The organism is Coleofasciculus sp. F4-SAH-05 (assembly GCF_040222985.1).
Lineage (GTDB): Bacteria > Cyanobacteriota > Cyanobacteriia > Cyanobacteriales > Coleofasciculaceae > Coleofasciculus > Coleofasciculus chthonoplastes.
On the sequence record NZ_JAVKBY010000098.1, the window covers coordinates 31,155 to 52,625 of the forward strand.

Consider the following 21,471-nt stretch of genomic DNA (forward strand, 5'->3'; position numbering starts at 1 on the left):
TGGGGGAGCTGGGGCGGGTTTTAGCATTAACGTTTGTTTTCACCCTAAGATCAATGGCACTGACTGGTATGCTGGTGGGCATTGCCCACCCTACGATATATCAAGGGTTTTGACGAATGACAAATGACATAAGACAAATGACATAAGACAAATGACGAGGGTAAAGATGTCGAAAGCTATAGTTTTATTGTCGGGTGGATTAGATTCGTCTACAGTCCTCTATCAAGCAAAGGCAGAGGGCTATGAGTGTTATGCCATATCCTTTAATTATCAACAGCGACATCGACGGGAACTCGAATCCGCGATCGCAATTGCTAAAGGTGCAGGTGTCAAAGACCATCAGGTGGTACGCTTTGACTTAAGCCAGTGGGGAGGTTCAGCCTTAACGGATGATACCCTCGATTTGCCCCAGACGCGATCGCTCCAGCAGATGTCCCAGAGTATCCCCATTACCTACGTCCCCGCACGCAATAGCATTTTTCTCAGTTTTGGGCTATCCTACGCGGAAGCGATCGGTGCTACAGCCCTCTATCTGGGTGTTAATGCGTTAGATTATTCCGGTTACCCCGATTGCCGTCCTGATTATATCCAAGCCATGCAGGAAGTCTTTCGTCTAGGCACAAAACAGGGGCGCGAAGGAGAACCGATTCAAATTATCACCCCGCTAATTCAGCTAAAAAAAACAGAAATCATCGAGTTAGGCAATAAACTGGGAGTGCCTTGGCACGAAACTTGGTCTTGCTATGCTGGAGATGAGTTAGCTTGTGGTGTCTGTGATTCTTGTCGCTTACGGCTTGCTGCTTTTGCTGAACTTGGACTCAACGATCCCTTATCTTATGAAAACTTTTGACCCTTCACTTTGCTCGAGGGCATGGCGAGTAATTACCTATGAATAAGGGTTTGTTTTGACCTTCAGTTATTGGTAATAAGCTTACCTAAATGGCTCGCGCCCGCCCCGACAATTAAATTATGAATGTCTTAGGGGAATTATTATGAAAACTAGGCAGCTTGTGAAAAGACTGGGGGAATTTATCCGACGACTTAATTCCCGTTCCATCTGGGTATTCGTTGCCGTTATCCAAGTTTTACTATTATTACTGATCTATTTAACTTGGTCTCCCACACATTTAACCTTATTTGTTCCGGCTGACGAAGCCTCAGCTTGGCAGTCGTTAATCACGGATTTCCACCAACAATATCCCAAAATCCGGATTAACTTGAGAACGAGAACTAACCTAGCAGGTGACATAACCTATCGGCTGAAGGAAGATTTTGTTAGAGAGTGTCAAGCGGGAAATTCACTTTATGATTTAGTCTATACAGATATTATCTGGATGCCGGAGTTTGCCGCCAATGGGTGTCTGGTTAATCTATATGAATGGACGGCTAAAGATACCCTCATAAACGAAGGATTTTTACCCAGTGCGATTGATGCAGGAGAATATAAGGGTAAGCTCTATCGGATGCCTTTGCGTTCAGATATTGGTCTCCTCTACTACCGCAAAAACTTACTGGGGAATACTCAGCCACCTGCCACCTTACAACAATTGACAGCCCTTGCTAAAAGTTGGAAAAATCAAGGGAACTCTCAAGGCGTTTATTTATGGCAGGGATGGCGGTATGAAGGATTGGTTGCTACCTTTGTCGAAGTATTAGAAAGCTATGGTGGATTCTGGATTAAGCCGGAAAGTTTAGAGGTGGGATTGGATCAACCTGCGGCTGAACAAGCTGTCCAGTTTTTACTCAATACAATTCGAGATAATATTTCGCCGCCAGAAGTTATCTTATACAGTGAACAGGAATCATTGGAAACCTTTAACCAAGAGCAAAATACGCTATTCCTGCGGCAGTGGCCCTATGTATGGAACCAATTGGCTGATCCCGCTAATATTGGGGTACAAGTCTTGAATCTTTCAAGCAATCCAACTAATAATAGTTTACGTCCAAGTGCCTGTAATGGGAGTTGGGGCTTAGGCATAGCGAATAATTCAAAACATCAAGATAAAGCCTGGAAAGCGATTCAATATTTTACCAGTCAAGCGGCTCAGAAAAGGTTAATTTTAGAGAAAGGATATTTACCCAGTCGAGAAGCATTATTTGATGACCCAGAAATTACAGCTAAATATCCCTATTTACCGTCGTTGAAAGAGGCAGTAAAAAATTCAATATTGCGCCCTACCATTCCTCAGTATGATCAAGCCTCTTTTATCTTACAGAAATATCTGAGTAAATTAATTACCAGAACCGCCCTTGCTCAACGAGTTGATAATAACGAGATAACCCGGTTGATGCAGGAAGCCGCCGATGAAACGCGCCAACTGTTAAATTTAGATGCGATCGCGGTTCAACGTTAAGGTAATCAAGAAAGCACTATGACTCGCAAACGCTTAATTATTGAAATGGGTATGGGGGTAGACCAACATGGACAGGAACCCACTGTAGCTGCATCTAGGGCTGTGCGGAACGCGATCGCGCACAACGCCTTACCCGGTGTCTGGGAAGTTGCAGGTTTGAGCGATCCCAATCAAATGATTGTAGAGGTGCAAATCGCCGTACCTTACCCGGAACAAGTGCGACAGGAAGAGGTTCTCGCCGTGTTACCCTTTGGGCAGAAATCACTCACCGTACAATCCGGGGGAATGGTGGTTCAAGGTCGAGCCATTCCTGAACTCAATGATAAAAATGACGAAATGCTAATTGCTGTTGCCGCCGTTACCGTTTTCGTGGAAACTGAATAGTTGAGTTAACCCAATCAAAATTAGGGAGTGAATATCTCCACGACTTGCCAACTCAATTTAGAGTCATTCATAAAGACAATATTAATTCTCTGTAGGGTGGGTTAGGCGGAAGTTTAATCTGGGTAAATAACCCCTTAATTGAGATATCCGCCGTAACCCACCAATAAAAACTATAATTGTGTATTAAAATTGACTTGATCAATTATCCCTGAGTATAAACAGTCCAATAATACCAATTATACTCTAGATGTATTCAGCAATGGAGAATAAAACAATGTCAAAAGCAGCTATTGAAGCACTGGTCAGAACCTATTTTACCAAAGTGGCAGCGATGAACCCCGATGGTTGGCTAGACGACTTTGCCGAAGATGCTATTAGTCATGATCCGGTAGGACAACCTCCCACGAAAGTTCATGAAGGATTTCAGGAATTTTTCGCCCAGCTACAGGGAGTATTTAAACAACTTGAAGCAACAATCGAGCATATTTTTGTGGCGGGTAATGAAGCTGCCGTTAAGTGGACAATGCAGGGACTCAGTAAGAGTGACAAAACTATAACGTTTGAAGGAATCACCATTTTTGAGGTGAATGAAGCGGGTAAAATCCAAAGCACTCGTGCTTACTGGAATCCCGCTGATATGATAGCACAACTTAAGGGAGGGTGAATTGGGGGAATGGTTACGGCTGTCATGGATATTGTTGGTAATAAGCAACTCTATTGACAGAACACAAATCATGAATTTACAAGAACGGCACTGGGATAAGTTATTTGGCAATCTAGCAACTAATGGAAGTGGTTAAATCTAACAGGGTAAAAAAAAATTACAGCAGTTCAGAAGGTTAACTGCTAAAATAAAAATTCTTTTAATCCATCGCAAAACCCAGTGGACTCTGACTATTCAGGGATGGATAGTGACACTAATTTGTATACTTTCTCTAATGCTATTCACCCTCAACACTATCTATCCATTCCTGGCAGTTAACTCCCCCGTGGCGGCTGATGTCATGGTGGTGGAAGGCTGGATACCTGATTACGCCATTAAAGACGCGATCGCACTTTTCCAACGCGGTTCTTATAATTATCTGATTACCACGGGTTTGCCTGTCTCCAAGGGATATTATTTAGCCGAATACAATAATTTTGCCGAACTCACCGCCGCCACATTCATCACCTTGGGGTTTAACCCAGAACAATTAGTGGCTGTTCCCGCCCCCAATGTGATTAAACATCGGACTCAAGCTAGCGCCATCGCCCTACGGGAATGGTTATCGACATCCGAATTAGAGGTAAAATCGATTAATCTCTATTCGTTAGGACCTCATGCCCGTCGAAGCTGGATTATATTTAAAGCTGTATTAGAACCAAAAATCCGAGTTGGTGTGATTGCGGCTGAACCTCAAGAGTATGATCCGCAACAATGGTGGCAATCTAGCGAAGGAGTACGAACCATGATTGGGGAAGCGATCGCCTATCTCTATGCTCTGTTTGTCGATTGGCAGACTTAAGTTCTCTTTTGGTCAACACTAACACAAAATTGCCGTCCATTATCTAAAATATTTGCGATTACACAAAAGGATAGTTACATTGATTTTAATAAATTTATCAATCTAAAGGCAGCTATGCATACCACAACTAATGGAAAAACCATCCTTAGCAATGATGCTCATGAAATGGCAACGCACGGTGCAGAGTCTCTTGGCTCAGAGCAGCCGCACGGCGATGTTGTTAAGAAGGTGGCAATTATCGGTTGTGGCTACGTGGGAACGGATGTAGCTTGCCATTGGCAAAAACAGGGTCACTTCGTCACAGTAACGACTACGCGGGAAGAGCGCGTTGCCGAACTTGAGGAAGTAGCTGATCAGGTTGTAATTATGCAAGGAAACGACGCCAAAGCTGTTCATTCTCTGGTACAAAACCAGGATATCTGTCTACTAAGTGTTGCTCCAATCAGCACTCGTCAGGTGGAAGCAGAAGTCTATCGAGAAACATACATTCCTACCGTGAAAAACTTGGTCGCCGCCTTGATGGAAACTCCCACGTTTAAGCAGTTAATTTACCTAAGTAGCTGCTCAGTATACGGAAACAAGAATGGCGAGTGGGTTGATGAAACGTCTGGGGTAGATACAGATAATGAATATAATCAAGTGCTGTATGAAGCCGAGCAGATTCTGTTAAATTCAGCCCCTGAAGACTTAAGCGTTTGTATCCTGCGATTGGGCGGAATTTATGGTTCGGGTAGAGAGTTAATCAAACGGTTAAGCCGTCTGGCTGGGAAAACTCTACCTGGAAGTGGTGAAAGCTTTGCTTGTTGGATTCATTTGGAGGATATTGTGACAGCGGTGGATTTTGCCTATCAAAATAAACTCAATGGCATTTATAATCTGGTGAATGATTTACGCTGGACTAGCCGAGAATTGTGCGATTATGTTTGCGATAACCAAGGTTTAGAAAGAGTTATTTGGGATGCTACCAAACCCAGTTTTCGCGCTCTGAATGCACGGATCAATAATCAGAAGATTAAAGCCGCTGGTTATCAGTTGATTCATCCAGAGACAATTGTTTGAATAAACATTACAAGAATAAGTGTCAAAGAAGAGCCAGACTGCCATATTTGGCGATTAACTGTTGCAGTTGGGAAGGTATCACCAGCCAATTAGTTGATAGAGCGGCTAGAATCAAGAATAAAGGGGATGTCAAAACTTACTTTATCTGGACAATAAATTATCTCGGTATCTGGTCGTTTCTGAGCTTAGGCTCTATTGCTCAAGCAAATACTTAACCAGATAGTCAGGGGTTACCGAGGGAAACTCATCAACTCGATTTTCAAGGAAAGTGCCACTACAATCTATGCCATCGTACCGAATATTTCTTGTCCTGACATCAGCCGCCAGAAAATGGAAAAATTCCATGTGTGTCCAACCATTCTTGTATTCCGTAATCATACGGCACATATCACTACCAACAGATGTAATCGGACACTCCATACTTTCTTCTCCTAAGTAGCCCACTGCACGTACAATATATTCTGGACAAGCATGTAAAATTGTATCCATTTAATGCTCAAACTTACCTTCAGTAACATTCCAAACCTGAAATTTATGGTAGACAGAAATACCGTGAGGAAAGAGGAATTTGTCTTTTGATATTATCTCATTGATAAACTGGGTGTAACGGATTACCTTATACCCGTTATCATAAATATACCAACGACGACCTTCCCACTTTCCCAGTGACATTTGAAATAACTCTACGCCGTTCATATTTTCACTCTACAATCTCGATATCCTTTTCTGTGAAGTTTAATAATAACATGAGGAAGTTACCGTTACAAAACACTAATTCCAAATTGCATAAGTCCCGAAGCCGTGAGAGATAAGTGTATACGCTATATCATTGAAGCGTGTCACCCGTTTGGAACCCCGGAAACTTCTGGGCTAATCACCTATGTTACAGTTTTGGCAACCATGGGATCGAATTCTAAGCCTTAATAGTAAAACGGAGACGTTACAACCACAAATGGTTAGCTGTTAAACTTTTGTATAGAACAGACTGAGCCTCAGTCTGAAGGGGGAATCATGAAAACCATGTATAGAGCGATCGCGACGTTAGGACTAGCCGCTATGTTGGCACAGTTTACCATAGCGTGCGAAAGTGAGGGAACGGGTGAATCAAGATCAGGCGTTGCACCGACTACAGAACAAGCAGCTACGCAACAAGCGGAAAGTACAACGCCGCAACCTGATTCACAAATTCAAGCCCAAATAAAACAAGCTCCTTCTGCGGCTCAACTACCACTAACCGCACAACCGTCACCCGGTTCTAATTCTCTTAATCGCCAAATTCCGGAAGAATCTAACCGCGAAACCTACAGCACTATCCCCGAAAATCCTTTTTTAAGCGCTAACAGCAATCCCCTTTCTACATTTTCCATCGATGTTGATGCGGCTTCTTATAGTAATGTGCGGCGCTTTATCAATGAGAATCAGCTTCCACCTCCTGATGCGGTGCGAGTTGAGGAATTAATTAATTATTTTACTTACGATTATCCCCAACCAGAAGCAGATAAACCTTTTTCTATCACCACAGAAGTTGCCGAAGCACCATGGAATCAGAAACACAAATTAGTTCACATTGGGTTACAAGGAAAAAGCATTTCCACAGAAAATTTACCGCCCAGTAATTTAGTCTTTTTGTTAGATGTTTCCGGTTCCATGTCGGACGCCAATAAACTCCCCTTACTCAAAGAAGCATTCCGGTTACTCGTAGACCAATTGCGAGACGAAGATCGGGTTAGTATTGTTGTCTATGCAGGTGCGGCGGGGACAGTGCTACCGCCAACACCTGGAAACAAAAAAAACACTATATTAGCAGCAATTGATCAACTCGAAGCTGGAGGATCAACGGCTGGAGGTCAGGGAATTAAACTGGCATATAAATTAGCTCAAGATAATTTTATCGAATCCGGTAATAATCGCGTGATTCTCGCCACTGATGGAGATTTCAATGTCGGCATCTCTAGCGATGAGCAATTAGTTAGCCTGATTGAAGAGAAACGAGAGCAAGACATTTTCCTTACCGTGCTAGGATTTGGCACAGGGAATCTCCAAGATGCCAAGATGGAAAAAATCGCCAATAAAGGCAATGGCAATTATGCATATATTGACAATATCCTAGAAGCAAATAAAGTCTTGGTCAATGAAATTGGTGGAACCTTATTCACCATCGCCAAGGATGTGAAAATTCAAATCGGATTTAACCCGGAAAAAGTGCAAGGCTATCGGCTAATTGGTTATGAAAATCGGCGACTGCAAAATGAAGCGTTTGCGGATGATAAAAAAGACGCGGGTGAGTTAGGTGCAGGTCATTCCGTTACCGCCCTCTATGAAATTATTCCTGTGGGAGTGGAAAGTGATGTCTCGTTATCGGATGTTGATATTGTAGACTCTCAACAGAAAACCGATGAATCGATGACGTTTTCGGGGAATGAGTTAATGCAGGTAAAATTACGATATAAGCAACCGGATCAGGATACATCTCAACTGATTACCGCACCCGTGGTGGATAAAGGATTAACTTTAGCCCAAGCCTCGAATAACTTTAAATTTTCGGCATCTGTTGCTGAATTTGGTATGGTATTGAGAGAATCGCAGTACAAAGGTAATGGTAATCTTGATCAGGTTTTACAGCTTGCCAGTCAATCTCAGGGGGCAGATTTAGATGGATACCGAGCCGAGTTTATTCGGTTAGTAAAGCGGGCAAAATCGCTATGATTCGGCGGGTAAAATTAAAGTTAATAGTGAGGAGGTCATTTGTCATTTGTCATTTGTTCTACTCGCGGCAAAGCAAAATTAAGTGCAGTAAGCCCTAAGTAGGGTGGGCAATGCCCACCCACCTTAAATCAGTGACATTCAAATTAAGGTTAATGGCGGGTATCGTCATTTGTCATTTGTTCTACTCGCGGCAAAGCAAAATTAAGTGCAGTAAACCCTAAGTAAAGGGCGACCCGATACAATTGAGTAAATACAGTTGTTTATTTGTGCAAGCGGGTCGCCCCTACAAACGTATTCGGTGATTATTATCATGAATTCTATGATTCAAAACTCAAATAATAACCTCCCAGAATTTTCCCCGCAAGGTTATCAGATTCAGCGGGAACTGGGACATAACCGGAGTAGTGGACGAGTAACCTACTTAGCTACCCATGAATCCACCGCACAACCTGTGGTGATTAAACAATTTCAATTTGCTAAAACGGGTGCAAATTGGTCAGATTTTGACGCCCATGAACGGGAAATTACTCTGCTGCAACAACTGGATTCTCCAAGTATTCCTAAATACTTGGATGCATTTGAAACCCCTGATGGCTTTTGCTTAATTCAGGAATACAAGCAAGCGCCCTCTTTAGCCGTTTATCAATCCTTTACCCCAGAAGACGTTAAACAAATTGCGATCGCACTCTTGGATGTGCTGGTTTACCTACAGCAGCAAGTTCCGCCAATTATTCATCGAGATATTAAGCCGGAAAATATTTTAGTTGAACGTTCCCCCCAGATTAAGGTGTATTTAGTCGATTTTGGTTTAGCCCGTGCGTTTGGGGATGATTTGGCGGCGAGTAGTGTAGTGAAGGGAACGCTAGGATTTATGCCACCGGAACAGATGTTTAATCGTCAACTCACGGAAGCGTCTGATTTATATGGTTTAGGGGTAACGCTGATTTGTTTACTCACTCAGACTAAATCCGCTGATATTGGTAATTTAATGGATGAGGATTGTCGAATTGACTATAAATCTCTGGTATCGGTTCTGAATCCTCAGTTTATCACTTGGCTGGATAAAATGGTCGCGCCTAAATTGCGCGATCGCTTCCCCAATGCGGCGACGGCGCTGGCGGAGTTGTTACCGATTGATGTGGTGGGAAATTCGCCAACTTCGGATCAGTTTCAGCGACTCCAGTCTGGAATTACGCCGATGTTGGTATTGAAAGTTGGGGTATTGGCGGTGATTGGTACAGGTTTAGGAATCGCATCCCGAATCACTAATCCTGTACCCGTAGAAAATGCTCCCGCTGCAGTACAGCACTTGCAGCAAACAGGAGAATGTGCTGGATGTAATTTGAGTGGCGCTGATTTGAGAGGACAGAATTTGACAACCGTTGATTTGAGAGAGGCTAATCTCAGTGAAGCTAACCTGCAGGGGGCGGATTTGCAAAGTGCTAATTTAGAAAATGCCAACCTGCAAGGGGCGAATTTAATTGATGCAGATCTTAGGGGCGCTTACTTAAGAAATGCTGACTTAACGGCGGCAAAGCTGACAGGGGCTAACCTTGACAGTACGGATCTCAGGGGTGCGATTATGCCTGATAATTTTAGGCGATAGAAAAGAAGCCCCGATCTCGCCATGCAAATTACCCAATGTCTCCATACAGCTATTCTCGTCTCTAACCTGGAGAACGCCGAACACTTTTATGGCAACATCTTAGGGTTATCGAAAGTCGAGCGATCGCTAAAATATGCTGGTGTCTGGTATCAGATTGGCGATGTTCAACTCCACCTCATCGTTGACACCACACTCTCAACTCACCTGCAAAACCCGGAAAAATGGGGGCGCAATCCTCACGTCGCCTTCTCGATTGCTAACTTAGATGATGCCAAAACCAAGCTATTGGAACATAACTGCCCGATCCAAATGAGCGCGTCGGGTCGTGCGGCTTTGTTCACCCAAGATCCCGATGGTAACATTATTGAACTCAATCAAGTTTAGCCCTCAGTCAGGGCGGGTTTAGTTACATCTGGGCTAGGTCAGAAACGATAGTAGTCAAACCCGCCCCTACAAACCATGTCCGAAAAGCGTTGCGAAGGGTCAAAAATGCGAATCGTCGCCTACCTCTACAGCGATCCCCTCTTAGAATCTCCTCCTGATCCGGTGATCTGGGGTTGGGAAGTCGATCATGTCTATCAAGATTTGGGTGGGCGTCAACAGTGGGGACAACTCATTGCTGATTGTCAAACTGAACCAACTGATTATCTGCTGATCCGCCGTTTAGAGGAACTGGGCGACTCTATTACCCAAGTGAGCGATCGCCTCACTCAAATCCAAGCCCTAGGCGTTATTGTCATGGCGACTGAACAATCCTACTCCTCCCATGACACCAACTCCCAGACCAACTTACTCCAACTCCTCAGTGAAGTCCAGCAAGAAGCCAGTTCTCGCCGCCTACGTCAAGGACATGCCCGTAATCGCCTCAACGCCCTACCCCCACCCGGGAAAGCCCCCTACGGCTACCGACGAGGCAAAGACCGCTATATTCTGGATCGCAGTACCGCCCCCTTAGTCAAAGATTTTTTTGACCAATTTCTGCTGTATGGCTCATTACGCGGTGCGGTGCGGTATCTGGAAAAAAAGTATAGTAAAAAAATCTCCGTGGCAACAGGTAAGCGTTGGCTAACCAGCCCCGTCTATCGGGGTGATCTCGCCTATCGCAACGGAGAAGTTATCTGTGACACTCATAGCCCGATTCTCAACCGCGAAGAAGCCGCCCAAATTGACCGTTTGCTGCGTCGCAACCGTCGCCTCCCGTCTCGAACCGCCAGTGCCCCGCGTTCCTTAGCGGGTTTAGTCGTTTGTGGTGACTGTCAATCTCAGATGAGTGTTACCCGTGTCACTCGCCCCCGTCAAACCTGGGAATATCTTTACCTGCGCCCCGTTAACTGTCCCAAGCGCCCTAAATGCCGTGTGATTCCCTACCAGCAGGTTTTAGACTGCACAATACAAACCATTTGTCAAGAGTTGCCTCGTGCCGTAGCTGGGATGAACCTGCCCAACTTAGATGAGGTCAAACAATCTCTGATCAGCCAGGTTACTGAGCAAAAAGCCGTATTAGACCAGCTTAACCACTTAACCGCCACAGGTATCTTGGATACCGAAACAGCCCAGCTTCGCGCCTATAAACTCCGCACCGAACTGTCTCAACTCCTTTCCCAGCTTTCCTCCCTGCCCCCTGTAAATTTAGGCGCGATCGCGCAAACCGTATCCATTCCCCAATTCTGGTCAGATTTATCGGAATCTGAGCGCCGATTTTACTTTCGAGAATTTATTCGGCAAGTCAAACTCATTCGTCAGGGTCAACAGTGGCAGCTGCAACTTGTTTTTATCTTCTAGTTGACAAAAACGGTATTATACAGGAGTCCAAATAGAGTATAGTATCTAGTTTGGGTGCGTATCGTTATTAATGTGAGTTATCCTGATTATTCCCTTCATAAGGCGTATATCCAAGATAATCCCATCCCAACCAGGTGCAACTGCCTCAAATCACTGATGAATTAGGACGTTAGCGAGAGGCTAAGACCTGGGAATTTTTATGGATGCTGCTGAATTGCTAAAGGGTTATGCTGCCGGAGAGCGAGATTTTGAGGGAGTTGAACTCCGGAGAGCCTATCTGACTGAAGCAATTCTCAATGGAGCGAATCTTAGGCGTAGCGACTTGAGTGGTGCTAATCTCAGTGGCGCTAGTTTAAAAGGAGCGAACCTGAGCGAAGCCAATCTGAGTCAAGCCAACTTAAGCGTAGCTAATTTAAGCAAAGCTGAACTCAACGATGCCAATTTAACGGCGGCTGAATTAGTCAGAGCCACGTTGATTGAATGTAACTTAAAACGTGCGAATTTAACTGGAGCGCACCTGCGGGAAGCGAGCTTGATGTTTGCCAATCTTGCCCAAGCCTGTCTTTATCAAGCGGATTTACACGGCGCGATGTTACACCAGGCTATTTTACATTGGGCAAGCTTAAAGAATGCAGATTTAATTGGGGCAATCCTACAAGGGGCGGATATGAGGGGCGCTGATCTCAGTCAAGCTTGTTTGATTCGCGCTGATGTATCCAAGGCAATTTTGATGGTTGCTGATCTGCGGGGGGCAATTGTTATGGGAGCTAATTTTAAAGCCGCCATACTCACAGGCGCGGTTTTGCCAGATGGCAAGATGCATCAGTAATAGCGCTTCGCGCTGGGCAATAGGCAATAGGGGGGAGAAATACAGATCATATAAGGCTTTTAGCAGAGTCGTAGTCGTAGGGTGGGCATTGCCCACCCGCCTTGAGCCAGAACCATTCAACTTAAGTGCTAAAAACAATTTGTCCATTCTGAATCGCGACTAACTGCATTTTCAATGGTCCGGCTGTAGAGGTTTGGTCTTGGGCGATCGCTCTCACCGCCAGAGGTTGCTCAGATTCCGCTAACTGTTCGATAAAGCGAATTATAGTAGAAGGATCACCATCTGCAACTTGAATCGGACCGAGGACTCCAGCGCGACGGGCGCGAAACTGAGAGGCGGCGAGTAACTGGTCAATGCGTTGTTGCAGAGCCTTATTTGTCAAGGTTGAAGCATTGATAGAAACAGCAGCTAACACTTCCCCAGCGTCAAACACCACTTGATTCAGTGCTGCATCGGCAAAGGCTTGAATCGGTTTTTCGCCAACCACATAGTTTCCAGCGGAGAGAATTCGCACCACATAGTCTTCACTATCTTGAATTTGTTCGATTAACTGTTCGGCTTGGGCTTGAGTAATTTGAACTAGGGGTTCCTTCGGTTCCTTAAATCCGGGCAAAACAATTTCCGTGGCGGTTCGATTGGCTTCCCGCAGGAGTTGATCAACCGCCTCAGATGCGGCTGATGGTTCAATAATACGCACCACACCAAATGCCAGCACTTGACCCCGCAAAATTGCCACATTGCCCTGACGCAAGGCTTGATAGTTCTGATAATACTGCTCCAGAATATCGACTTGCCGTTCTAAAAACGCCAGTTGTTGTTGTTGATCTTGTAGTTTTTGGTTGCGTTGGGCGATGAGGAGTTCCCGTTGGGCAAGTTCCTCTTCCAGTTGAGCCAAGCGAACTTCCCGTTGAGCGATCGCCTGTTTGAGTTCGGCTTGCAGTTCTTGAAGACGGGCTTCTCGTTGTGCGATCGCTTCCTGGAGACTGGCTTCCCGTTCAGCCATGGTTTCAATCACGTTATCTTTTTGGCCGAGTTCCTGCTCTTTTTCCCTCAATTGCTCATTTCTCTGCTGGAGTTGCTGGTTTTTTAGCGCCAGTTGCTGGCTGGTTTCCTCCAGTTCCTGATCCCGTTGAGCCACTAACTCTTTAAGCTGGCTAATGTCTGCATTAAGTTGATTTCGTTGCTCAATTAACTGCTCACGTTCAGCCAAGAGTGACTGAATTTCTGAACGTAGATTACTTGCCTGTTTTGATATATCTCGCAGTTGAGCTTGAGCCTTCTGGAAATTGCTGTTCATTTCATCCAGACGCTGTTGCACTTTGGCTTGCTCGGCTCTAGTTTGAGCCAGTTCGCCCTCTACTTTTTGTTTCTGGGCATTAACAACTGCCACATCCCGACGCGCATGTCTAAGTTGTCGCAGAATGTTATCCAGTTGAAACACCCCTTCCCGCAGGGATTCACTCAGACCGAAGAGAATACCCAAAGTTGAGGCAGAAATCAAACATCCCGTCATAATCGTGACCACCGTCGCCGTTTTACGAGGACGTAAGTTAAATAAACTCAGCCGCGCCTTGCCGACTTTCGTACCAATGCGATCGCCTAAAGTTGCGAGGACTCCTCCCAACAGTAATATTGCCACGATCAGGATGTAAGCGCTGGTCATCACGGTGCTACGTCTGTCCAGATACAGCCTATCTTATGGCTGAGGCGGATTATATATTTTTTGATGGTTCATTGTTCATTGTTCATGGTTCATTAGGATTGGGGAAATTCTTCCTCATCTCCTCTACCCCCTGCTCGTCCGCATCTTTGCTCAAATTGTGCATAAGCTCTCAGTCTTCAGAGATAGATGCCATTGAAAGCGATACACCAAGGATATTTACCATGCAACTCAAGCACATTGGGCTGACAGCCGTTGTTACCCTCTTAGCAAGTGTCTCCACGACGGGGATGATTGGGAAATTTTTGCCACTTATGACCGAGTAGTGCAACTGATGCCGGATGATGTGGATGGCTGGTTTAAGCGAGGGAATGCTTTATTGCGTTTAGATCGCTACGCAGACGCCTTGAATTCTTATGATCGGATGTTAGAACTTGAGCCTGATAGTGAGGCGGGCTGGTACAACCGAGGAATCGCCCTCGCCCTGCTGGAACGGTATCGGGACGCGATCGCATCCTTTGATGAAGCCCTACGCCTTAACCCAAACAATACAGAGGCGAAGGAACATCGCGACAAATTGCAGGAACTGGTACAGCAGCAACCCCAAGACGCGATCAGATAGTCATTTGTCATTTGTCATTTGTCATTTGTCCAATAGCCTTTCTATCTTGCCAAATAACCTTATTATACTTGTAGTTATTTGGCAAGCCATATTAACCTTTTTCATTTCTACCAAGTGAGTGCTTCTGGCGCTAACTCAAATAACTTTTTCAACTCTGGGAGCAACTGTTGCTGACGCTGCATTTCTTTCCAAATTGTGGGATGTTGCATTCTTTGTAATGCTGTAATCATAGGATTGAGTTGCTCTGAAGGGGTGTCTGTTTCCTTTTTCTTAATATATTCACCCAATCTAGCCCGATAGTTATAGAACGCTTCTTTTCTGGCTTCAACTAGATAGTCTCGGTCATTTAAGCGTAATACATCAATCGTATAGTCTGCTCGTTGATAACCTTTTGAATCTAGAGAATATCTAGGCAAAAAATAGAACGTATCAATTAAGTCAATTTCCAGAAAATCCATCGGATCTTCCTTTCGCGGATCGATAAGGACTGGCTCTCCCTGTTCTGGCTCCACTACCGGAGCGCCCCGTCTTCGCGCAACTTCCCTCAGTTGACCCGTTTTATCCGAAAAAACAGCGTACTTATTATTTTTGCCGCCATTACATTGACCGCAAGCATATAAATAATTTTCCCAGACAAAAACAGCTTCAGGATATAGATCCTTTGGTTTAATATGCTCTACTTCATCAGCGACAGAATCTTCACAGTAGCCACAGCGACGAGCGGCACAGCACATTTGGGTTAAAGTTTGACGCACTTGGCGAAAGGTGGAGTTTTTTGGTTTGTTACGTTGGGCAAATGCTTTTTTTGCCTGAGCAACTCTTGCGGCGTAATCTTTTAGACCGTTAATTTCATTTTGCCAGGTATTTAATTGATTTTGAGCATTTTTAGGTAAATTTTGCTGGGGAAGTCGTATCATCCTTTATTTATACTATGTTGTGACATTTAGGATTAGAAAGCGGATTTGATGGGCGCACATCGGTGCGCCCCTACGGTTTTTTGGTGTGAGTGTGATCTATCAAATTTAGGTGTGCTATGCCCATCTGGTAGGAAAACCCGCCATAGATACTAAAGTTTTGTCTACTTTATTCTATATAAATAATGAACATCTCATTAACCGACTTTATGGGGTGAAGTTGGCATCATTGCCCGCAGTTTTTCTTGCTCATTTCGCTCATCTTCACTCAGTTGTTCGTGTAGTTCCTTCCGATTCAATTCAGCCAACCGTTTTAACCGATTTTTGGATTCGTCTGATCGGGTCACATCTGCACCAAATGCTTCTGTACCATAAGCATCTAAGACATTACCATAAAGTAAGCGGTCTAAATCTTTTCCTGTTACCATACCCCCTGATTCGTTACTACCTGGTTTAGGTAAACGCCAGACTGTTCCCACGGTTGCAGCTTGGCAAATTAATGGACTATGGGTTGTGACAATAAATTGAAGATTGGGAAAATGTTCTCGAAACCAAATCCCGACTCGTCGTTGCCAGGTAGGATGAAGATGAGCATCAATTTCATCGATGAGGATAACACCAGGAGGAATAATTTTTGTTTTATCATTGGAATCAAAAATAGATTCATAGCCGTAAACTCGAGTAAGTTGGCGAATCAGTTCAAAGGTTAGGCTTAAAATTGAGCGATACCCATCACTCAATTCCTCAACGGGCAATCGACAACCGTTGCCATCAACAAATTCAACACCTTTAGAAGAAACGTGTTCCAGACGCGCTTGATGCGGCAGAAATTCGCTTTGATTCACAAACTCTTTCACTGAATCAATTAGGTTTCCTTCTGGATCACCTTCTAGTTTCTTGAATTGTAAATCTTGCAGCCACTGTAAACATTCAGTTAGAGCCACATCTTCACCAAACAACGATAAGTGTGCAGCTAATTTAGGATTAGAGTAGAAAAGCTTATCATAATCTTTATCCCCACCCCTGAAGCGTCGAAAGGGACCAAACCCAGCCGAAAACCAGCCGGACTTACCACCCCATATACATCGCGTTGGATCAAATTTATTTACCTTGTCAGACTGTATAATGACATCATTTTTTGGTTGTTTTATCATTAATAAAATTGGCAATAAGTAATTTTCCATACGTCTACCTTTTCCAGAAAATTTATCAAAATTAATGTCATAGGATAAGTCAAGCCGGATAACTCCTAATTTTTTCTCTTGAGTCAACCAATCATTCCAGTTTTGCCGCAGGGCAACGGCTTCAGTCGGTCCGACAAGTGCTAAAGCAATAGAACGTAATAAGGATGACTTACCAGAACCGTTATCACCAATAATGATATGCCATCCTGCAAGTTTGAAATTACGGATATCCCAAGACAAAGACTGGATTGAACGAATATTATGTATTTCGATTTTGTTAATATACATAATCCCCTCATTGTAAAATTAAGAATAAAAAAACTCAACAACACCTGACTATTCTAGGACTATACAGTTCTTGACCTCAAACTATGCGATCGCGCCTTTGCACCAATCCCCCGAAACCCTCTGCGAACCTCTGCGCTTCCCTCTGCGAACCTCTGCGTTGAATTCACTCTGGGAATGAATCCATCAGCACAGATATCCCTCGCACACCCACCACCGCCACCAAACAGCCCATCACCACCAGGCTTAAAACTCGTAAACTAACCTGTAGCGATCGCAGTCGTTGTTCCAACTCACTGACATAGTGTTGGGCTAAGGTTTCCAAGGTTCTATCTAATGTTCCGCTTTCTTCCCCCATGCTAATCATCTGTAGCGCTGTGGCGGGTAATTTACCCTGGAGACTTTGACTCAATGGTTGACCCATACGAACGCGCCGTCTAGCCCAAGAGAGTTTACCTTTCATTACCGTATCTGGGATATGTTCTCGCAGTAAATCCAAGGCGGTGAGGATGGAAACCCCACAACTTAACGGTAATCGTAACTTAGCCAGATAGAGGAGCGATCGCGCCTGCACGATTTGCCCGAAAATAGGTAATCGTCTCACCAGTTGCAGCCACAAGGGACTAGAAAAGCGAGACACTAGGACGATCATCGCCCATAATAGTAGCGCGATCGCCAACCCTCTTAACCAAAACTCTGGTTTAATAATTCCTGTTGCATTGGGGTTAAAAATAGCCGCCGTTAACACCAAAAATCCCCAAATTATCGCTATAGCTGAACGTTTTACCGACCCATATAATCGTTCCTGTCTCGCTTGCGTTTCAGCGTCTTCGGCTAGCATTTGACAGGTTTGGGGGAGAGAACCGCTATATTCAGCTAAACGAATTAAGCTAATCGTCCAACGATTAAAATAACGGCGTTCACAGGTTAATGCGGTGGCGAAATCTTGACCCGAACCTACGGCGAGACTGACTTTTTGTAAATAGCGTTTAATGGCTGGGTTTAAATCATTTCCCACCAGGGTTAAGCTTTGCTGTAGATTTATACCCGAATCGAGTAATTTAGCAAGCTGGGAGAATATTTTAGCATTTTGGCGATTTGTCATTTGTCCTTATCTAGGTTTACTACCCCCTTTATAATCCAGTCCGCTTTTAGTGAGATTAGTTTAACCGGATTTGATATCAGACCCCTTCCCACACCCCTGGAGCGAACCTCTCCCGACGCCTCTCCTACAAGGAGAGGGAAGCGGAATATATTTTTTCTTGGAGGGGCTTTCATACTCCTCCTTCCCTTGCCGGATACTGCTGGAAAACTTCTGCCTTCTTGCACTAGGTTTGGCGACTTGCCAGGAAAAATCGCGATCGCACTTCGTTTTCAGGTAAACTCAAATGTTGCTTATTCCAGCCTTATGACCCCCAATCTACGGAGAAATAACCTTGGCTATAGAATTGCGATCCTACGTCTATATAGATAGCTTACAGCCGCAGCACGCAGCATATATGGGAACCGTGGCGCTAGGATTCTTGCCATTACCTGGGGATACGTCGCTATGGATTGAAATCTCACCCGGTATCGAAATTAACCGGATTACCGATGTGGCGCTGAAATCGACCTCTGTACGTCCCGCCGTGCAGATGGTGGAACGACTCTATGGGGTTCTGGAAGTCCATGCGAATAAACAAGGTGAAACCAGGGCAGCGGGGAAAGCGATTTTAGCCGCCCTAGGCGTCGGTGAACGAGAACGTCTTAAACCGCGAGTTGTCTCTAGCCAAATTATTCGCAATATTGACCCTCACCAAACTCAACTGATTAATCGCACCCGACGGGGACAGATGATTTTGGCAGGGCAAACCCTCTATGTTTTAGAAGTCGCACCAGCCGCTTATGCTGCTTTAGCCGCTAATGAAGCCGAGAAAGCCGCCTTAATTAATATCTTGCAAATTTCCGCTGTTGGCAGTTTTGGACGCCTCTATTTGGGCGGTGAAGAACGGGATATTCTGGCAGGTTCGCAAGCGGCGCTGACAGCACTGGAGAACGTTCCTGGGCGAGAACATCCAGGGGCAGGCGGGAAGGAGTAGAGTAGGGGGAGCAGGGGGAGCAGGGGGAGCAGGGGGAGCAGGGGGAGCAGGGGAAGCAGAGGGAGCAGGGGGAGCAGGGGGAGCAGGGGGAGCAGGGGGAGCAGGGGAAGCAGAGGGAGCAGGGGAAGAAAAAATTCAATTAGAGCTTATCCGAACAGTATTGGGATACATCTAGAGATGAGCCATAGTTGATGTTATTTGTTCAATCGTTTCCAAAAAGCATATCGAGCAGATTGATATTTCCCATCAGAATCTCTAACTCTTGGTCATGGGAACAAGCTAGCAGCTTTTGAATCAGCGTTAGATAAGCTTGTTGGCGTTTGTTATTCATTACGACTCCTCTTGCAGCACACTTGCCAATCGCTTTAACACCTGTAGCACATCATAAAGCTTATTCTGTCGCAATAACAACAGGGAGAAGACATCAGAAAAATCATAGATGGCTGGGTCTTGGTTCACCAGCTTAATAAACATATACAACCCTCCATCCGTTATCATCCCATAAAGCGGTTTATCACTCTGAGGAGTTGTCATCATATAAGCCAATGCTTGAGGAATTCCTGCTTCAAAGGAAATCGACTTCTTTGATTCGACTACCGCACTCCAAAACTGTCGTTGAAACACTAATGTATCAATTCGACCCCGTAGCTTTTCATCTCGATCCTCAAGCACAACGTCTACGGAATACTCATTCGTGATAAAAAATGGTTCATCATACAATCCTGCCAACTCCAGCAGGTGAGCAATAATCAGCATATTAACTGTTGCTTCCGCCAACTCACCCTGCATTCGATGACGCACAAAGCGGCGTTTAATCTTATCCAGAAATGCCCGTTCTGTTTCGGTTAACTCTGGTAAATTATCGTGCCACTCCGGAAAAAAGAGATCACTATCGGCGGGTATCAGTGTAAACCGCTCCTGAAGTTGAGCCATATTAGTAATCGTTTGAGAAATGGCTAGAGATTGACTCATATTAATTCAAACCTTCAAAGTATATTTGACAAAATTGTCAATTTTTTATAGTTTAGTCCGCGTAGGCGGACTTTGTTTGTGTAGCCGCGATTTCAATCGCCATTGTAAAAGGGGGTTCCTGTCATCGGATTTGGTATAAACTCTCTAACCTAATCACCCGCCTTGTCGAGCCGAAACAGTATCCGCTACCTTGCCATCCGCCCATTTCCATTGAACAATAGGTGAATGTCCAAAAATTCAGGATAGAGCGGTTCTTAAGTGGATGACATACACCTAAATGTAGGGGATGTAGGGGCACCATCCTTGCGCCCTTACCAAGGTTTCGCATCAGACAGGAAATTTTCATATAGAAAGAAGCAATAGACAAGAGTGAACGGTAAAGCGGGAGACGCGAATGGCAAATTTAGAGCATCTGAAATTACTTCAACAAGGTGCAGTAGGCTGGATTAAATGGAGAAATCAACATCACACCATAGAACCCGATTTGAGCGAGGCTAACCTCGAAGGCGCTAACCTGAGAGGCGCTAACCTGAAGCAGGTTAACCTGAAAGGGGCACAGTTAGAATCCGCTAATTTAATCACGGCAAATCTGACAAAAGCAAACCTGAGCCTTGCTTATCTGAGTCTGGCGCATCTGATTGACGCCAATCTCATCGAAGCCTCCTTAGTCAGCGCTCATCTGATGCAAGCGGAACTCAGCTATGCTGATTTAAGCCATGCTAACTTAATCGGGGCTGACCTCAGAGGCGCTAAGTTGATAAACGTTAATCTGAGTCATGCTAATCTGATTGGCACTGACTTCAGAGAGGCAAACTTAAAAGGCGCAATGCTCAATGAAGCCAATTTGAGACGCAGCAACCTCAGTGACGCCAGCCTGATTCATGCTCACCTTAACCAAGCCAATCTTGCTGATGCGAATCTCCATGAAGCAGAATTGATTGGCGCTTACCTCTACCAAGCTGACTTGGAACGGGCAAATCTGAGTCAGGCTCATCTGGGGGGAGCGTATCTGTTTGGGGCAAATCTGGGTGCAGCTGATTTAGACGGAACAGATTTGAGATGGACAAATCTTACAGGCGCAAATCTCCAAGCCGCTAATCTCAAAGGTGCTAGATTGGAAGGCGCTCATCTGGACAAAGCTAACTTGACTGGGGCAATTTTAGAGGATTTTAGCCTAGAGGGGGTTAGTTTCCAAGGGACAATTTTGCCCGATGGGACGATTCATGGATAGGGGAGGTTACGCAGTCACATCGAGCGCCCCCAAGGTTAACCCTTATACAGCGTTTTCAGACTCGATGTGATATACCCTGTCCAAGATTAGAAAAGCACTACCGAGCGAAGCCGAGGTAAGCCGAGGTGTTGCCTATTGCATATTGCCTAGCGCGTAGCGCTATATTTGTCTGATCGAGTGCATCCCAGACACGTTACGATAATTGACCGAAAAAATGGGTTTCAAACCCCGTCCTTCGACAAGCTCAGGAACACCTTTTAAAACGGCTTTGTGATAAAATATATTCTGATATATTGCTAT

General features: G+C 44.8%; 22 protein-coding genes. 14 read left to right on the top strand and 8 right to left on the bottom strand.

Translation table 11 applies throughout. The features are described from left to right. The first annotated feature begins 151 nt into the window (after positions 1 to 151). The 6 genes from queC to RIG27_RS12840 all read left to right on the top strand — a co-directional run bounded on the left by queC (position 152) and on the right by RIG27_RS12840 (position 5,302). Entirely contained in the window at positions 152 to 850 is a 699-nt protein-coding gene (gene queC, locus RIG27_RS12815; RefSeq protein ID WP_446345643.1) for a 7-cyano-7-deazaguanine synthase QueC, read from the top strand. A 160-nt stretch (positions 851 to 1,010) separates the two neighbouring features. Then, positions 1,011 to 2,354, top strand: a complete 1,344-nt coding sequence (locus tag RIG27_RS12820) for an extracellular solute-binding protein (protein ID WP_446345645.1) — start codon at positions 1,011 to 1,013, stop codon at positions 2,352 to 2,354. Positions 2,355 to 2,372: 18 nt separating this feature from the next. Continuing rightward, entirely contained in the window at positions 2,373 to 2,738 is a 366-nt protein-coding gene (locus tag RIG27_RS12825; protein ID WP_446345647.1) for a Lin0512 family protein, read from the top strand. A 274-nt stretch (positions 2,739 to 3,012) separates the two neighbouring features. Further along, positions 3,013 to 3,402, top strand: a complete 390-nt coding sequence (locus RIG27_RS12830) for a nuclear transport factor 2 family protein (RefSeq protein WP_446345649.1) — start codon at positions 3,013 to 3,015, stop codon at positions 3,400 to 3,402. Between the two features lie 274 nt (positions 3,403 to 3,676). Continuing rightward, positions 3,677 to 4,243 carry a cytosine deaminase gene (locus tag RIG27_RS12835; protein WP_446343477.1) on the top strand — a complete coding sequence of 189 codons (567 nt, stop codon included), beginning with the start codon at positions 3,677 to 3,679 and terminating at the stop codon, positions 4,241 to 4,243. Positions 4,244 to 4,357: 114 nt separating this feature from the next. Next, positions 4,358 to 5,302: an SDR family oxidoreductase gene (locus tag RIG27_RS12840; RefSeq protein WP_446345651.1), complete on the top strand. Its 945-nt coding sequence runs from the start codon at positions 4,358 to 4,360 to the stop codon at positions 5,300 to 5,302. Positions 5,303 to 5,494: 192 nt separating this feature from the next. Here the strand turns inward: RIG27_RS12840 and RIG27_RS12845 are convergent, their stop codons facing one another. Continuing rightward, positions 5,495 to 5,722: a hypothetical protein gene (locus RIG27_RS12845; RefSeq protein ID WP_446345652.1), complete on the bottom strand. Its 228-nt coding sequence runs from the start codon at positions 5,720 to 5,722 to the stop codon at positions 5,495 to 5,497. 69 nt (positions 5,723 to 5,791) lie between these two features. Next, a complete protein-coding gene (locus RIG27_RS12850; RefSeq protein ID WP_446345654.1) occupies positions 5,792 to 5,974 on the bottom strand; it encodes a hypothetical protein in 183 nt (60 codons plus the stop codon). Positions 5,975 to 6,313: 339 nt separating this feature from the next. Between RIG27_RS12850 and RIG27_RS12855 the strand changes: the two genes are divergently transcribed. The 5 genes from RIG27_RS12855 (at position 6,314) to RIG27_RS12875 (ending at position 12,225) form a co-directional block, all read left to right on the top strand. Beyond that, on the top strand, positions 6,314 to 8,008 hold the full coding sequence (locus tag RIG27_RS12855; RefSeq protein WP_446345656.1) for a vWA domain-containing protein: 1,695 nt from the start codon (positions 6,314 to 6,316) through the stop codon (positions 8,006 to 8,008). Between the two features lie 310 nt (positions 8,009 to 8,318). Further along, the gene (locus RIG27_RS12860) at positions 8,319 to 9,614 is read left to right on the top strand and encodes a serine/threonine protein kinase (RefSeq protein ID WP_446345658.1); all 1,296 of its coding nucleotides are present in this window, start codon (positions 8,319 to 8,321) and stop codon (positions 9,612 to 9,614) included. A 21-nt stretch (positions 9,615 to 9,635) separates the two neighbouring features. Next, positions 9,636 to 9,998, top strand: a complete 363-nt coding sequence (locus tag RIG27_RS12865; RefSeq protein ID WP_446343449.1) for a VOC family protein — start codon at positions 9,636 to 9,638, stop codon at positions 9,996 to 9,998. A gap of 105 nt (positions 9,999 to 10,103) precedes the next feature. Continuing rightward, positions 10,104 to 11,396, top strand: coding sequence for a recombinase family protein (locus RIG27_RS12870; protein ID WP_446345690.1), 1,293 nt, complete (start codon positions 10,104 to 10,106; stop codon positions 11,394 to 11,396). A 199-nt stretch (positions 11,397 to 11,595) separates the two neighbouring features. Next, entirely contained in the window at positions 11,596 to 12,225 is a 630-nt protein-coding gene (locus RIG27_RS12875) for a pentapeptide repeat-containing protein (RefSeq protein WP_446343451.1), read from the top strand. A gap of 121 nt (positions 12,226 to 12,346) precedes the next feature. On the opposite strand, the gene RIG27_RS12880 is transcribed toward RIG27_RS12875, so the two are convergent. Then, positions 12,347 to 13,888, bottom strand: a complete 1,542-nt coding sequence (locus RIG27_RS12880) for a DUF3084 domain-containing protein (protein ID WP_446345661.1) — start codon at positions 13,886 to 13,888, stop codon at positions 12,347 to 12,349. A gap of 322 nt (positions 13,889 to 14,210) precedes the next feature. On the opposite strand from RIG27_RS12880, the gene RIG27_RS12885 reads away from it, so the two are divergent. Beyond that, positions 14,211 to 14,507: a tetratricopeptide repeat protein gene (locus tag RIG27_RS12885; RefSeq protein WP_446345663.1), complete on the top strand. Its 297-nt coding sequence runs from the start codon at positions 14,211 to 14,213 to the stop codon at positions 14,505 to 14,507. 107 nt (positions 14,508 to 14,614) lie between these two features. Here the strand turns inward: RIG27_RS12885 and RIG27_RS12890 are convergent, their stop codons facing one another. The 3 genes from RIG27_RS12890 to RIG27_RS12900 form a co-directional block, all read right to left on the bottom strand. Continuing rightward, complete coding sequence (locus RIG27_RS12890) at positions 14,615 to 15,424, bottom strand: hypothetical protein (RefSeq protein WP_446345665.1); 810 nt, start codon at positions 15,422 to 15,424, stop codon at positions 14,615 to 14,617. 194 nt (positions 15,425 to 15,618) lie between these two features. Further along, complete coding sequence (locus RIG27_RS12895) at positions 15,619 to 16,893, bottom strand: AAA family ATPase (RefSeq protein ID WP_446345667.1); 1,275 nt, start codon at positions 16,891 to 16,893, stop codon at positions 15,619 to 15,621. Positions 16,894 to 17,056: 163 nt separating this feature from the next. After that, a complete protein-coding gene (locus RIG27_RS12900; protein WP_446345669.1) occupies positions 17,057 to 17,995 on the bottom strand; it encodes a type II secretion system F family protein in 939 nt (312 codons plus the stop codon). A gap of 331 nt (positions 17,996 to 18,326) precedes the next feature. Between RIG27_RS12900 and RIG27_RS12905 the strand changes: the two genes are divergently transcribed. Further along, positions 18,327 to 18,968 carry a hypothetical protein gene (locus tag RIG27_RS12905; protein WP_446345671.1) on the top strand — a complete coding sequence of 214 codons (642 nt, stop codon included), beginning with the start codon at positions 18,327 to 18,329 and terminating at the stop codon, positions 18,966 to 18,968. A 202-nt stretch (positions 18,969 to 19,170) separates the two neighbouring features. On the opposite strand, the gene RIG27_RS12910 is transcribed toward RIG27_RS12905, so the two are convergent. Continuing rightward, a complete protein-coding gene (locus tag RIG27_RS12910) occupies positions 19,171 to 19,299 on the bottom strand; it encodes a hypothetical protein (protein WP_446345673.1) in 129 nt (42 codons plus the stop codon). After that, positions 19,299 to 19,940, bottom strand: coding sequence for a type I restriction endonuclease subunit R (locus tag RIG27_RS12915; protein ID WP_446345675.1), 642 nt, complete (start codon positions 19,938 to 19,940; stop codon positions 19,299 to 19,301). The genes RIG27_RS12910 and RIG27_RS12915 overlap by 1 nt, the downstream gene beginning before the upstream one ends. A 394-nt stretch (positions 19,941 to 20,334) precedes the next feature. On the opposite strand from RIG27_RS12915, the gene RIG27_RS12920 reads away from it, so the two are divergent. Continuing rightward, positions 20,335 to 21,171, top strand: coding sequence for a pentapeptide repeat-containing protein (locus RIG27_RS12920; protein ID WP_446345677.1), 837 nt, complete (start codon positions 20,335 to 20,337; stop codon positions 21,169 to 21,171). Positions 21,172 to 21,471 lie beyond the last annotated feature (300 nt).

Excerpts from the sequence above, each read along its gene's own strand:
- queC (WP_446345643.1), top strand. The coding sequence starts at position 152 with ATGACGAGGGTAAAGATGTCGAAAGCTATAGTTTTATTGTCGGGTGGA.
- RIG27_RS12825 (WP_446345647.1), top strand. The coding sequence starts at position 2,373 with ATGACTCGCAAACGCTTAATTATTGAAATGGGTATGGGGGTAGACCAA.
- RIG27_RS12830 (WP_446345649.1), top strand. The coding sequence starts at position 3,013 with ATGTCAAAAGCAGCTATTGAAGCACTGGTCAGAACCTATTTTACCAAA.
- RIG27_RS12835 (WP_446343477.1), top strand. The coding sequence starts at position 3,677 with ATGCTATTCACCCTCAACACTATCTATCCATTCCTGGCAGTTAACTCC.
- RIG27_RS12840 (WP_446345651.1), top strand. The coding sequence starts at position 4,358 with ATGCATACCACAACTAATGGAAAAACCATCCTTAGCAATGATGCTCAT.
- RIG27_RS12845 (WP_446345652.1), bottom strand. The coding sequence starts at position 5,722 with ATGGAGTGTCCGATTACATCTGTTGGTAGTGATATGTGCCGTATGATT.
- RIG27_RS12850 (WP_446345654.1), bottom strand. The coding sequence starts at position 5,974 with ATGTCACTGGGAAAGTGGGAAGGTCGTCGTTGGTATATTTATGATAAC.
- RIG27_RS12855 (WP_446345656.1), top strand. The coding sequence starts at position 6,314 with ATGAAAACCATGTATAGAGCGATCGCGACGTTAGGACTAGCCGCTATG.
- RIG27_RS12860 (WP_446345658.1), top strand. The coding sequence starts at position 8,319 with ATGAATTCTATGATTCAAAACTCAAATAATAACCTCCCAGAATTTTCC.
- RIG27_RS12865 (WP_446343449.1), top strand. The coding sequence starts at position 9,636 with ATGCAAATTACCCAATGTCTCCATACAGCTATTCTCGTCTCTAACCTG.
- RIG27_RS12870 (WP_446345690.1), top strand. The coding sequence starts at position 10,104 with ATGCGAATCGTCGCCTACCTCTACAGCGATCCCCTCTTAGAATCTCCT.
- RIG27_RS12875 (WP_446343451.1), top strand. The coding sequence starts at position 11,596 with ATGGATGCTGCTGAATTGCTAAAGGGTTATGCTGCCGGAGAGCGAGAT.
- RIG27_RS12880 (WP_446345661.1), bottom strand. The coding sequence starts at position 13,888 with ATGACCAGCGCTTACATCCTGATCGTGGCAATATTACTGTTGGGAGGA.
- RIG27_RS12890 (WP_446345665.1), bottom strand. The coding sequence starts at position 15,424 with ATGATACGACTTCCCCAGCAAAATTTACCTAAAAATGCTCAAAATCAA.
- RIG27_RS12895 (WP_446345667.1), bottom strand. The coding sequence starts at position 16,893 with ATGTATATTAACAAAATCGAAATACATAATATTCGTTCAATCCAGTCT.
- RIG27_RS12900 (WP_446345669.1), bottom strand. The coding sequence starts at position 17,995 with ATGACAAATCGCCAAAATGCTAAAATATTCTCCCAGCTTGCTAAATTA.
- RIG27_RS12910 (WP_446345673.1), bottom strand. The coding sequence starts at position 19,299 with ATGAATAACAAACGCCAACAAGCTTATCTAACGCTGATTCAAAAGCTG.
- RIG27_RS12915 (WP_446345675.1), bottom strand. The coding sequence starts at position 19,940 with ATGAGTCAATCTCTAGCCATTTCTCAAACGATTACTAATATGGCTCAA.
- RIG27_RS12920 (WP_446345677.1), top strand. The coding sequence starts at position 20,335 with ATGGCAAATTTAGAGCATCTGAAATTACTTCAACAAGGTGCAGTAGGC.